The sequence below is a fragment of the Bacilliculturomica massiliensis genome, from assembly GCF_900605495.1.
GTDB classification, from domain to species: domain Bacteria; phylum Bacillota; class Clostridia; order Peptostreptococcales; family Anaerovoracaceae; genus Bacilliculturomica; species Bacilliculturomica massiliensis.
The window spans coordinates 597,664-611,498 of sequence record NZ_LR027602.1; the positions used below are offsets into that span (position 1 = coordinate 597,664).

Here is a 13,835-nt window from a genome sequence, read left to right on the forward strand (position 1 = left end):
TTGCCTGTGAGTATCGTGACAGTATCTCTCGCCGTATTGGCGCTGCTGATAGTGCTGCTGTTCAGTTCCGTTTGGGTCGGAATGGCGCTGATCCTTGTGGGAATTATCGGAGTTATGCTGTTTACCGGCGTGGAGCCTTTTTCTATATTGAATAATATCCTGTGGAGCAACTCCAACAGCTCGACCATGCTGGCGCTGCCCCTGTTCGTCATGATGGGCGAGGTGCTGTTTCGCAGCCGTATCTCGGAAAACCTGTTCAAGGGGCTGGCGCCGCTGATGTCGCATCTGCCGGGGCGCCTGATCCACACCAATATCGTGGCCAGCAGTCTCTTTGCAGCTGTGTGCGGCTCGTCTGCCGCCACCACCATGACCGTGGGAAAGATCACCATGCCCGAGCTGCAGAAGCGGGGCTATTCGGAGGCGCTTTCCATGGGCACGCTGGCCGGCGCCGGCACTCTGGGATTTCTCATTCCGCCCAGCACGATGATGCTGGTCTACGGCATGCTGGCCAACGTCAGCGTGGGCAAGCTGTTCATCGGGGGACTGATCCCGGCGCTGATCATCGCCTGCGGCCTTATGGGCTACGTTATGATCCGCTGTATCATCGATCCTTCGCTGGCCCCGCAGGGCGAGACCTTTTCGCGGAAGGACATGGCTCAGGCGCTGCCCATGATCCTGCCCGTGGTGGTTCTGATCGTGGTGGTGCTGGGCAGCATCTACGCCGGATGGGCGACCCCCACCGAGGCTGCCGCAGTAGGCGTATTCGGGTCGCTGGTCTTCGCAATGGCCACCAGGAGCCTGAGCTGGGAACATTTTTTGGAGGCCATGAAAGGGACTGTGAAGACCTCGTCCATGATCCTGCTGATCGTTACAGGCGCGGCGTATCTGTCGGTAGCGATCGGTTATCTGAATATCCCCGCCAGTCTGACCCGGCTGATCGTGGAACTGGGCGTGGGAAAGTACCAGCTGATCGTGATCCTGTCGGTCATGTACCTGATCCTGGGGTGCATGCTGGAAGGTTTTTCGATGATCGTTATGACACTGCCCCTGGCCCTTCCCCTGATCGTGGCGGCAGGCTTTGACCCGCTATGGTTCGGGATCTATCTGGTCATCATGATCGAGCTGGCGCAGCTGACGCCGCCGGTGGGATTCAACCTCTTTGTGATCAGCGGTCTCACGGGAAAAGACGTGCTGACTATCGCCAAATATGCGATCCCCTCCTTCCTGATCTTGTCGGCGGCGGTGGCGATCATCACCGCGTTTCCCGCCCTGGTCCTGTATTTCCCCAATCTGATGATCTGAGGAAGACTGGCGGGCCTGCGGCTGGAGCGGAGATCAGAGGGGCCGTGGCTGGATGGTGATCTGGCGGCCTGCGGCTGGATGGTGATCTGGCGGCCTGCGGCCCTGGGCTGTCGAGAGATCTGCCGCCAGCCGACGGCCTGGACGTCAGGCAGCGCAGAGATTGGCCGGAGGGCAGCGGGACCGTTGGTTGGATCGTTATCTGGCGGGCCTGTTGGCTGAGCTGAAGATCAGAGGGACCGGCGGCAGAAGGAGATTCGACAAAAAAATAAGATAATTCCATACGGTCCAGCGGCAGACTCGTCGAAGTCTGTCGCTTTTCTTTTGTAAATGTCTAAGAAATCCAGGAATACATACCAGAGTATGACAAATTGCGCGGGCGGCATGTCATATAATATCCCTAAAAGAAAGAGAATGTGCGGGAAGTGAGGGGACGGAGGGGTCCGGCCCCAAAGAACAAGGGGCTGCCGCCCGGCAGAGAGCCGGCGTCAGAAATGGGAAAATGTGAATACCAAAGAAAACAGGGGGGATCAAAGTGGAATTATTGATGGGCAACCTCAGAGCGGCTCTGCTGAGAAAGGGAGAGCCTGCTGAGCAGGCGGCGGAAGCCGAGGCGGAAGAGGGCGGGCGCAGGAAAGGGTTGAAGGAACTGTCCGCTCTGGCGGTGAAGGCTCTGGCGGTTCTGGCCGTGTCGTTCATTGCCGCGCGAGTGTCGTTTTTTTATGTCATGTATCCGTGCGGCGCGGCGCTGCTGACCGTTCTGATGGCCAGAGGAAGAGGCGGGATCTACGCCCTCGTACCAGTGCTTCTGGGAACAGTGAGCGCACAGGGGACAAGCCCTGCGGCGCTGGGAGGGATCGTCTCGGCGCTGGCATGCGGAGTACTGTTTTTTCTGCTCAAAAACAAAGCGGTCAGTCTGACAAGCAGAGCGCTGCTGGCTTCGGGGATCTGCGTGGTCGGAAAAACGGCGGTGAGCATCGGACTTCATACCTTTTATACTTACGATGGGTTTTCCGTATTGGGAGAAGGACTGCTGGTCCTGTTCTTCGTTTTCATATTTGAAGGGTTTTTCAGCCTTGTGGAAAAGGAAAATCCTGTGCATCCAGTGTCTGCTAATCTATTTATTCTCACTATAAGCGGCCTGCTTTTCATCGCGGGGATCGCGCCCCAGACAATGGGGCCCGTTTCCCCGCTGAACGCGGCGGCGCTGTTCATCGTGCTGCTGACAGGGTATAAGCTGGGTGTGATGGAGGGGGCCACGGCGGGAGCGGCAGCAGGGCTCATGTTGTTCGGCGCGGCCAATCAGGGCCCGGCGATCATGGGAATTCTGGCCTGCGGCGGCATGGCGGCCGGGCTGGTCCGGGGCGAGCGGCGCCCGGTGGCGGCAGTGTGCTTCTGCGCGGTCTGTCTGTGTTTTGGATTTCTGAAAGGCTATCCCAACCTCTATATGTCCGTCTACGAACCGTTGCTGGCTTCCATTATCTTTCTGGTCATGCCGGGTACTGTTCTGGAAAAGGCGGATCACCTGCTGGCGAAAGCCGGCAGGGATGACGCATACTATGAATTACTGGAAAAAAACCGGATCTTATNCGGCGGCATGGCGGCCGGGCTGGTCCGGGGCGAGCGGCGCCCGGTGGCGGCAGTGTGCTTCTGCGCGGTCTGTCTGTGTTTTGGATTTCTGAAAGGCTATCCCAACCTCTATATGTCCGTCTACGAACCGTTGCTGGCTTCCATTATCTTTCTGGTCATGCCGGGTACTGTTCTGGAAAAGGCGGATCACCTGCTGGCGAAAGCCGGCAGGGATGACGCATACTATGAATTACTGGAAAAAAACCGGATCTTATCCGTGCTCAACGAATATAGAGAAACATTTTCCTATCTGGCTCTGGTCTACGGCCCGGGAAAGGATGGGAAGCGGATCCCCGGAAGAATAGGGACCGGTTCAGCAAAGAATACGGCGGGAGGGCGACGCGCGGAACGCAGCGGGAGGTCTGTGGCTTCCTATCAGTTTGCGGGTCTGGCCTGCGCCATAGACGGCATGATGAAAGAGCTCCGTCACGTAGAACATCCTATTCTGGTCAAGGAAGAACGGTTTAAGGTCAAGCTGGCCACCGCCGGCTATGCCAGATGCGAAGGCATCTCAGGGGACAGCACTCTGTGCAATCACATCCGCAAGGGGGAATACCTCCTGGCATTGGCTGACGGGATGGGCAAAGGCGAAAAAGCGGCGCAGGAAAGCAATCTGACGCTGAACACACTGTATAATCTCATGCGGGCAGGCTTTGAGCCGGAGCTGGCGCTCCGGATGATAAATTCACTCCTTTTAATGAAATCTACAGAAGAGATCTTTTCCACGGTGGACATGGGGCTCATCGATCTCCATACCGGCCGCCTGCGCCTGTTCAAGATCGGAGCGGCAACCACCTTCATCAAGCGGGGGGATAAAGTTGAGGCCGTCAAGGCCTCGTCGCTTCCCCTGGGCATGGTGGAAAAGATCACAGTGGATTCCATCGAAGTAAGTCTCCGAAAGGGAGATCAGATCATCATGGTATCCGACGGGATCACGGAGGCGGATCGGGGAAGAGTATGCTCGGCGGATCTGATCTCCGGGCGGCGGGCGGATGGGAACAGCATTTCCGATCTGGCCGCGGGCGTCGGCGGGGCCGACGGAGCTGTTGTCGATCACGGCGCGGATGCCAGAGCCGGTGAAACGGCGGGAGCGGCAGGAATGTCAGGAACGGCAGGAATGGCGGGAGCGGCAGGAATGGCAGGAACGGCAGGTACAGCAGCCTGCCGGAAGCGATACGGAACGGCGGCAGTCTCGTCATTGTGGGGCGAAGCCCCTGCCTGCGGCCAGGCGGCGGCTGGCGGCGAGACACTGGTGTGCAGTGGGACCGTCTGCGGTGACGGCGCGGATCACAGCGGCATGGGACCGCAGCGAGGAGCCGGAAGCAGCTCCGAAATTGGATCGGGAACCGGATCGGGAAGCGAAGGCGACGGAATCCGCCGGGCTTCTGCGATCATCGATAAAGCGGACGGGATCGACTTTGCCGCAGCTCTGCGCGCGCTGGAGGAAACCAGAGTGACTGAGCGCTTCGGCGACGGCGGGGCGAAAAGAGCCGCCAAGCCGGAATCGGAAGAAACCACGGACATCTGTGCTGCGGCCATCCGTTCTGCGGACGCCCGTTCCGGGGCGGCCCGCCAGCCGGAAAACGATTACAGACAGACGTCTGTATATGAGAGAGAGCTGGCCGCTGAGGGCCGGGAAGCCACAGAAACGACCGCCGGCGGGGAGCGCGGCGCTCTGACGGATAAGGAAGCGCTGACAGAGCGGATCAAGATCCGGAACTTCGGCGGGCAGCACTGCCCCGCCGCGGCGACGGGAAGCGGAAGACCGGATTTCCGGGAAGAATGGCTGAAAGATACCATCGCCCAGATCAAGTCCACAGACCCGCAGACCGTTTCCGACCTGATCCTCAACCGGGCCGTGGAACGCTGCGGGCTGAAAGAAAAAGATGATATGACCGTGATCACGGTGTGTATTTCCTAGTGCCTGCCTGCGGCCAGACCTTCAGAGGAAGGCTTCGTGGCTGCAGCACACATTAAAATGCTTACTTCCAAATCACATTACCCAAACATACTGCACAAACTGCCGGGCGGCGCGGAGCGATCCGCGGGCGGCAGGCCTGCGGCCTGCGGTGGTCCGGCGGTTTGCACGCCTTCTATGGGGCGCGCAGAATCAAGTTTTGGGGACATAGAAAAGAGAGACCGCCCGGAGCGAAATAACCATGGATTTCCTCCGGGCGGTCTTTCTTTGCGTGTTGGGCCGGGTGCTCGATGCTGGGGGCTGGGTGCTCGATGTCTGGGGGCCGGGTGCTCGATGCTGGGGGCCGGGTGCTCGATGCTGGGGGCCGGATGCTCGATGCTGGGGGCTGGGTGACGGGCGTTGGATGACGGGGACTCGACGCCAGAAGCAAGGTGCCGGGTGTTGGGGGATTGATGCCGCGCATTCGGCGCCGCGCCGGAAGGAGCCGGGCGCACAAAACGCAGGATTTACGTCCTTTCCTTGTAAAAGATCCGCAGACGTGATATATATTTAAAGTGAATCAGCAACTTCTGTATCTAAATCACCGGAAAACGCTGGGACAAATGCTGGGAACCGTTCTGATTCGTGGTCAGACAGCTCTTGAAAGCTGAAATATTGACGGTGAAGTGACTGCAGCCAGCCGAAAAAGGAAAGTGCGCGGATCGTTTTCCGGATTTTTTCTTTTTGCTGGGAAAAACGGCTCAAAAACGAAAAGAAAATGGATAAAATATAGTTATTGTATAAAATATGGTAAAATATTTTTCTTATTTAATATAAAATCACCCTCAAAAAGAAAAAAGCGACATAAATCGACAAGATGAGCAGTTGAAATACCTACTACGTCCTCTGATTTTTTCTATTTCGGGTGTTGATAGAAGGCAAAAAGAAAAAATAGCTCCTCATTTGTTTTTAGCTAACTACGGATTTTAATTATTTATATTTTTAGATAGCCGCGCCTCCCCTTCGGCGACAGCCGCCGGTCCTCTGTGCTTTGGAAGTTGCGGTTTCGCCGGATGTGAGGCGGCAGCTGGCCAAGCCCACGCTCAAAGCGTGCCGGTGGCAGGGCGCTGATGCCCGGTCCTCCAGCCGGGTCCAACGGCGGCGCCTGGCGCCCGGCCCGGCAGTCAGCTTCGCACATGCGCTGAAAAGATGGGTCTGGCGCGTATGCGAGGGTATAAGGCAAATGAAAAAAACAAATCATAATGAAATGATGGAACGCATGTGGGAAATGTGATAATGTGGGTATACATAAACGGATAGCGGGGACAGTATGGAGGCATTTGAGAAAATAAAAAGGACCATTGAAGAAAGAGAGCTGATCCGGGACGGCGACCGGGTGGTGGTGGGATTTTCAGGCGGACCAGATTCGCTGTGCCTGCTCCATTGTCTCTGGCGTCTGTCAGGCGGCGGGGACGCGGGCCAGAGGGCGAGCAGTAGAGACGCGGGCGAGCGGGACAGCAGCGCAGATCCAGGCCGGACGGCGAACGCAGATCCAGCCGGAACGGCGAACGGGGAGCCGGCTCGTCGATGGGATCTGTGGGCGGTCCACGTGAATCATCAGCTGAGGGGCGAGGCCGCGGACGCTGATCAGGCTTTCGCAGAAGAGTTTTGCCGGGAGAGGAATATTCCCTGCACGGTGTATCGTTTTGACGTGCGGGAGATCGCGGAAAAGGAAGGCTGTTCTGAGGAGGATGCGGGGCGGCGCGTCCGCTACGGAGCGTTTCATCAGGTCCGCGGACGTCTGGAGACGGAAAAACACCGCTGTCTCATCGCAGTTGCGCAGAATGCCAACGATCAGGCGGAGACCGTGCTCATGCGCGTCATGCGGGGCACCGGACTGGTGGGCCTTGGTGCGATGGATTACAGCCGGAAGGACGGCGTTATCCGTCCTTTGCTGGACGTGACCCGGGCGGAGGTGGAAGAATACTGCAGGGCGCAGGGACTGCGCCCGCGCATTGATCTGACCAATCTGGAGCCGGACTATACCAGAAACAGGATCCGACTGGAACTGCTGCCCTACATGAAAATTCACTTTAACGAAAATATTGTGGAGACGCTGAATCGCCTTGCATCCATTGCAAGGGAAGCTTCATCGTATATTGACGATGGGGCATGGAAGCTGATCGGCGACGCTCGCAGCTCCGGCCTGCTGCTGGAGGAAAAGGACAGGATCGAACTTCCGGCGTCGCTGATCCGGCGGCAGCCGCCCGCGCTGAGACACAGAGTGGTGACGCTGCTTCTGGCCGCTGTAGGACTGGAACAAAACATCGGCGCGGCCCATCTGGAGCAGGCGGATCACATCGCCATGGGAGATATGGGGTCTGCCACGGCGCTTTTTCCGGGAGGTTACAGGGTACGCCGTTCCTATGGACAGCTGATCTTTGAAAGCCCTGAAAGGGCGGATGCGCCGACGTTTTCTCTGGAGTGGGAGATCGTTCCTGCGGAGGAGGCAGGGGATCCGGCGAAGTTTCCGCCTGAGCAGAGGGCCTTCGACCGGGCCGCTGTGGAGAGCACGGGGAAGACGCCTGTTCTGCGCACCCGTAGACCGGGGGATTATATCCGCCCCTTCGGCATGAAGGGATCGAAAAAGCTGCAGGACTTTTTTGTGGACAGGAAGGTGCCGCGGGAACTGCGGGATACCCTGCCGCTGGTGTGTCTGGGTTCCGAAGTGATCTGGGTCCCAGGGCCGGCGGGAACCACGGGCGATCCATACCGTATTACGAAGGACACGCGGGAGGCGCTGATTTTGCGGATCATCGGGCAAAACATCACTGGGAAATAACATTCTGAAACCCTTGAATTTCAAGGCGGAGTGTGGTAGAATATTCAAGCGTAATTTCAGGCGAAATGGCGCTAATGGGATTTAGGAGGAAACAGGCAAATTGAAAAATAAAAAAGTCGCAAAGAATATAGGCATCTATGTGCTCATTTTTGCAATGGTGCTGGGCATGGCCTATTTCTATAAAGACACTCCGTCTAAGAGCATAAAAAACGTGGAATTCTCCGAGTTTGTCGTTGCTCTGGAAAAGAATCAGATCAAGGAGATCCGCATCGGAGAAGGAACGCGGGAGTTTGAGGGCAAGCTGAAGGACGGCACTTATCTGGTGGCGTACGCGCCCACGACCACCGCGCAGATGCTGGTGGAGCAGCAGTACGTGCTTCCCAAGATCGAGGACGGGCTCATCATCGAGAGCGTGAAGCCCAGCAGCGGCGGATGGATCCTCAACTGGCTGCCGACCATACTTCTGATCGTGCTCATGTGCTTCTTCTGGTTCTCTTTTATGAACCAGGGACAGGGCGGCGGCAAGGGCGTCATGTCTTTCGGCAAGAGCCGGGCTAGACTGCACAAGGAGGAAGACGTCAAGAAGGTGACCTTCGCAGATGTGGCGGGTCTGGACGAGGAAAAGGAAGAACTGGAGGAAGTGGTAGACTTCCTGAAGAACCCCAAGAAGTATGTGAACCTGGGCGCCAGGATCCCCAAGGGCATCCTGCTGGTCGGGCCTCCGGGAACAGGAAAGACTTATCTGTCCAAGGCGGCCGCCGGCGAAGCGGGCGTGCCGTTCTTCACCATAAGCGGTTCCGATTTTGTGGAAATGTTCGTGGGCGTGGGCGCGTCCCGCGTGCGGGATCTGTTCGAGCAGGCCAAGAAGAACGCGCCCTGTATCGTTTTTATCGACGAGATCGACGCGGTGGGCCGCAGAAGAGGCGCGGGCATCGGCGGAGGAAATGACGAGAGAGAACAGACGCTGAATCAGCTGCTGGTGGAAATGGACGGCTTCGGCGTAAACGAAGGCATCATCATACTGGCGGCTACCAACCGTCCGGACGTTTTGGATCCGGCCATCCTGAGACCTGGCCGGTTCGACCGGGAGGTCGTCATTGGCATCCCCGATATAAAAGGAAGAGAAGAGATCTTCCGCATCCATTCCAGAAACAAACCGCTGGATGAGGGTGTGGATGCCAAGGTGCTGGCCAGAAGGACCCCGGGCTTTACACCGGCGGATATTGAAAATATGCTGAACGAGGCCGCGCTGCTCACGGCCAGAAGAAACGGCCGCAAGATCCACATGCGCGACATAGAAGAGGCGATCACGCGGGTCATCGCGGGACCGCAGAAAAAGAGCCGTGTGATCAGCGAGAACGAACGCCGTCTGACAGCGTTCCACGAGGCGGGTCACGCTGTGGTGGCCAGATCGCTGCCGAATACGGATCCGGTGCATCAGGTCACTATTATGCCCAGAGGCCGCGCGGGCGGATTTACCATGATCCTGCCCAAGGAAGACAAGTACTACATGACCAAGACCGACATGAAGGAACAGATCGTTCACCTGCTGGGCGGCCGTGTGGCGGAAAAGCTCACGCTGAACGATATCAGCACTGGAGCCAGCAACGATCTGGAGCGGGCTACGTCCATCGCCCGGAACATGGTCACGAAGTACGGCATGAGCGACAAGCTGGGCCCGGTCCAGTACAGCGACTCCGACGAGGTATTCCTGGGACGGGATTTCACCTCCAAGCAGAATTATTCTGAGGAAGTGGCGTCCAAGATCGATCAGGAGATCCGCGATATCGTGGAGGAAGCCTTCGCACAGGCGGAACAGATCCTCACAGAGAACATGGATAAGCTGAAGCTCATCGCCGAAGTGCTGCTTGAGATCGAAACGCTGGATGCGGAGCAGTTCGAAGAGCTCTTCTCCGGCGCGAAGACAGCCGAGGAAGTCATCAGCGAGGTCCACGACATGGAGAACCGCAAGGAAGAAGCCAACCGCATCGAAGCGGAGGAGACCGCCGAAGCGGAAATGGAAGCGGCCCGGGAGATGGCGCAGCTTCTGAAGGACCGCAAAGAGGGCGACGGCTCCGGCGGATCTTATGAGAAAAACGAGCCCCTGGAAGGCATTGGGGCAGACGGCCGGGATGACGGCGAAAATCGTTTTGATTCACAGGACGGGGATATCCGTCACTGAGATAACAGGGAAAGATTGAGGCTGCCTCGTATACGGGACTGCCTCTTTCCATTACTGCAGCCCGACCGCCGGAGCCCGGTCTTCGCAGCGCGATCATTGCAGCCCGACCGCCGGAGGTGGGCACTTCCACCGTCTTCTTTTTGACGCCGCCCTGATAGATGTCGACCACATAATGGTCGATCATGCTCGTCACTGCGGCTCCGGTGGCTGTGATCGTTCCGGTGAAGCCGCCGTAGGTGGTGTTTGCGGCCGCTACCGCGGTCAGTGCAAGGCTCTGCGGCGGNTCGTATACGGGACTGCCTCTTTCCATTACTGCAGCCCGACCGCCGGAGCCCGGTCTTCGCAGCGCGATCATTGCAGCCCGACCGCCGGAGCCCGGCCGCTGCAGAACGCTCACGTCTGGCCATGCCCCGCCTGCCGGGGCATGGCGCACCCGGGCAGTGAGGGCATGGCGCACCCGGACAGGGCCGGGCGCGCAGCCGACAGATCGTCCAAACGGCCTGCAGGCTGTTTCAGACCCCGGCGCGGGCTTGACGCCGGCGAGGTGGAAGCGGCGGAGGGCGGATCCGGGACTCGTGTCCGGCGCAAAAACCGCGAGAGAAGGAGGTGCCCTATGGCTGATACATTTTCCAACAGCTTGATCAATAACAGCATCTACCATCTGCTGAATTTTGAGAAATACAGCAACTTCCAGGCCGCGGCCAGAGAAGCGGCCGTGAACAACAATTTTCAGCTGGTGTTGTTTTCCACAGATTTCAACACGGTATTCTCCGTGGAGACGCAGCACAATACCAGTATTGAAGAAGCGGTCCGACGGGGGATCGAGAAGAACGTAGACAAGAATGTGAAGAATACGCGGGTGGACGTCAACGGTCTGCTCACCTATTGGGGTCCGGTGACGATCAGCGGAGTCAAATACTATCTGATGCTGGCGGACAACGACAATTCCTATTCTCAGGAGGAGATCTCCAAGCTGGCGGAGATCATCGAACTGGCCATGGGGATGTGGCGGTATAAACCGGAGAGGGACATCACCGCAGAGTTCATCAAGGCGCTGCGCCGGGGCAACCGCAGTCTGGCCTACAGTCTCAAGAGCGAATCTGATTTCAGCGAGGCCATGGTGAAGGGCGTGTATCTGGTGCCGGGGGTGGAAAAAGACGCCGGCCTGCGGATCATCACGGCCTTCGAACAGGAATACGACATCAGCAGTCTGAAGATCGCCGAGGGCGACGAGATCAGCGGCGTGCTTCTGGCCAGCGATAAGGAAAAAGAATACGGCGAAACGGAGTGGAAAAATCTGGCGGCGTCCCTGAAGGAAGCGGGCGCAAAGAAGATGTTCCACGTCAACATGCTGGACGGGATCGACGATGCGGCGGGCGCGTTTCAGATCATCAATGAAACCGAACCGTTTATCCAACTGATCTTTCCATACAAGAAATCCTTTTCAAAGTATGAATTGGCGCTGGCGTCCAACTGCGTGAATATCTCGCTGAAGGGCGGATCGGTAAAGAAAAACTATCTGGATCTGCTGAAGCCCTTCAAGACAGCCGGTGAGTCCAAGAGCAGGCAGCTGATGGAGACTCTGGAGACCTTTGTGCTGGACGCGGGTCTCAACACGGCCAAGACTTCCCGGCTCATGGAGATCCACTCCAACACCGTACAGTACCGGCTGAAACGTATCAAGGAAATACTGGGCGTGGATATAACCGGAAATACCATCGTACCAGGGCTCATGATCGCACTGGCGATCGCCCGTATCGAGAAGAAGGTCAGATCTTTTTAAGATCTTCTCAGCGCCACTGCGCGGGGCGCGGCGGGAAGGAAAAACAGCCGGTGAACAGACCCGGACAGGGACGGAGGAACCGGCCAGACAAGGAAACGGAGCAAAGGAAAATATGTTACTAGCTTTTGACGTGGGAAACACAAACATTGTGCTCGGTGTCTTCAGGGACGGCAAATTGATCCAAAACTGGAGAATGGAAACGGACAGGCAGAAAAGCGCCGACGAATACGGCATGCTGATCAATCAGTTTTTCGCCTATGAAGGTCTTAAGACCAGCGAGGTGAAGGACGTTATCATCTCCACCGTGGTGCCTCCTATTCTCTACACGCTTCAGCACCTCTCAACGAAGTATTTCAACCGCAGGGCTATCGTCATCGGGCCCGGGATCAAAACGGGCCTGATCGTTAAATACGATAATCCCAAACAGGTGGGCGCGGACCGTATCGTAAACGCGGTAGCGGCATACAATAAGTACGGCGGCCCGCTGATCGTCATTGATTTCGGAACGGCCACCACCTTCTGCGCCATCTCGGAGAAGGCGGAGTATCTGGGCGGGAGCATCACTTCCGGCATCAAGATCTCCTCCGAAGCCTTGTTTGAGAAGACGGCAAAACTTCCCCGGGTGGAACTGGAAGCGCCCGGGCACACGATCTGCAAAAATACCAACGAGAGCATGCAGGCCGGCCTTGTTTACGGATACATGGGTGTGGTGGAATATATCGTGCGGCTCATGAAAAAAGAACTGGCGGAGATCTGCGGAGCGGAAAAGGAGCCTGTGGTCGTGGCCACCGGCGGCCTGGCGACCCTCATCGACGAGGGCGTGAACTGCATCGATCACGTGGACAAGATGCTCACGCTGGAAGGTCTTCGGATCATCTACGAAAAGAATAAGCAGGCTCACAACAGAGTGAAAAGCAAAGAACCCAGCGAATACATTCTGGAATAAAGTCCGGCGGACCCTGCCGGGACGCCTGCAGGACAGAGAAAGGAATCCGGGCGGCGCAGCAGCCCGGCGGCGGTCTGCGGCGGTATGAAAGCCGGCCGCGGCGGCATGCTGCAGCGTCTGGAGATCAGGATATGGGATTGATAGATCATATGGAAAACAAACAAAATAAGACGGCGGACTGCGCCAGGATAGGGGACATTTCATTTAATGCCCCTTTTTTTCTGGCGCCTTTAGCAGGGATCACGGACAGCCCGTTCCGGCGCTTGTGCCGGGAGATGGGCGCCGGTCTCGTGTATTCTGAGATGGTCAGCGGCAAGGGACTCTTTTACAACGACAAGGCCACGGAGCGGCTCCTGTACATTCACCCGTCGGAGAAGCCGGCGGCCTATCAGGTGTTTGGCTCAGAGCCGGATATTCTGCGTTTTACGGCGGAAAAGCTGGCGGACAGGGAAAACTGTCTGCTGGACATTAATATGGGCTGCCCGGTGCCGAAGGTGGTCAAAAACGGCGAGGGTTCCGCACTGATGAAAGATCCGGTCCTGGCGGCGGAGCTCGTAAAAGCGGCCGTATCGGCGGCCGGAAAGCCCGTCACCGTGAAAATGCGCATCGGCTGGGATGAGAAATCCATAAACGCAGTGGATTTTGCAAAGCGTATGGAGGACGCCGGGGCGGCGGCAATCGCCGTACACGGCAGGACCCGGGAGCAGTTTTATTCAGGAAACGCGGACTGGGACGTCATCAGAGCCGTCAAACAGGCGGTCTCTGTGCCGGTCATCGGAAATGGCGACGTGTTTTGCGGCGAGGATGCTCTGCGCTTGATGGAGGAGACGGGCTGCGACTTCGTTATGATCGCCAGGGGCGCCCTTGGCAATCCGTGGATCTTCCGGGAGGCCAACGCTCTCTGGGAGAGCGGCCGCCGGCTGGAGAGACCATCGACGGCGGAGAAGAAGGAAATTATGATCCGGCATTTTGAGAGTCTGCTGGAGCTGAAGGGGGAATACGCCGCGGTACGCGAGATGAGGAAACACGTGGGATGGTATATGAAGGGCGTCCACGGGTCTGCTCAGCTGCGCAGGGAGATCAACAGCCTGACAGAGGCGGAGGCGATTTTCCGTAAATTCGATGAAATTTGTGTGTAGAAGAAAAGAAAATTGAATTTGTTTTGTTTAGAACTAACATAATAAGAAGAAGTAAAGTGTTTTTTACAAAACTGGTTGAATTTTTCTTGTTCCCCAGAGGAGATTGTGGTAGAATAAA

At 57.3% G+C, this 13,835-nt stretch carries 7 protein-coding genes; all 7 read left to right on the forward strand.

All coding sequences use genetic code 11. From position 1 onward, the window contains the following. The first annotated feature begins 6 nt into the window (after positions 1 to 6). Positions 7 to 1,302, forward strand: a complete 1,296-nt coding sequence (locus tag E0E37_RS08900; protein WP_130862681.1) for a TRAP transporter large permease — start codon at positions 7 to 9, stop codon at positions 1,300 to 1,302. 544 nt (positions 1,303 to 1,846) lie between these two features. Beyond that, positions 1,847 to 4,849 (forward strand): SpoIIE family protein phosphatase, encoded by a 3,003-nt coding sequence (locus tag E0E37_RS08905; RefSeq protein ID WP_456298050.1) that lies wholly within the window; start codon positions 1,847 to 1,849, stop codon positions 4,847 to 4,849. 1,306 nt (positions 4,850 to 6,155) lie between these two features. After that, positions 6,156 to 7,667, forward strand: coding sequence for a tRNA lysidine(34) synthetase TilS (gene tilS / locus E0E37_RS08910; RefSeq protein WP_130862683.1), 1,512 nt, complete (start codon positions 6,156 to 6,158; stop codon positions 7,665 to 7,667). Between the two features lie 100 nt (positions 7,668 to 7,767). Then, positions 7,768 to 9,849 (forward strand): ATP-dependent zinc metalloprotease FtsH, encoded by a 2,082-nt coding sequence (ftsH, locus tag E0E37_RS08915; RefSeq protein ID WP_281275520.1) that lies wholly within the window; start codon positions 7,768 to 7,770, stop codon positions 9,847 to 9,849. A 613-nt stretch (positions 9,850 to 10,462) separates the two neighbouring features. Then, positions 10,463 to 11,632 carry a helix-turn-helix domain-containing protein gene (locus tag E0E37_RS08920; protein WP_165445296.1) on the forward strand — a complete coding sequence of 390 codons (1,170 nt, stop codon included), beginning with the start codon at positions 10,463 to 10,465 and terminating at the stop codon, positions 11,630 to 11,632. Between the two features lie 112 nt (positions 11,633 to 11,744). Continuing rightward, positions 11,745 to 12,578 (forward strand): type III pantothenate kinase, encoded by an 834-nt coding sequence (locus E0E37_RS08925; RefSeq protein ID WP_130862685.1) that lies wholly within the window; start codon positions 11,745 to 11,747, stop codon positions 12,576 to 12,578. A 131-nt stretch (positions 12,579 to 12,709) separates the two neighbouring features. After that, positions 12,710 to 13,717, forward strand: coding sequence for a tRNA dihydrouridine synthase DusB (gene dusB, locus E0E37_RS08930; protein ID WP_246019676.1), 1,008 nt, complete (start codon positions 12,710 to 12,712; stop codon positions 13,715 to 13,717). Positions 13,718 to 13,835: the final 118 nt, after the last annotated feature.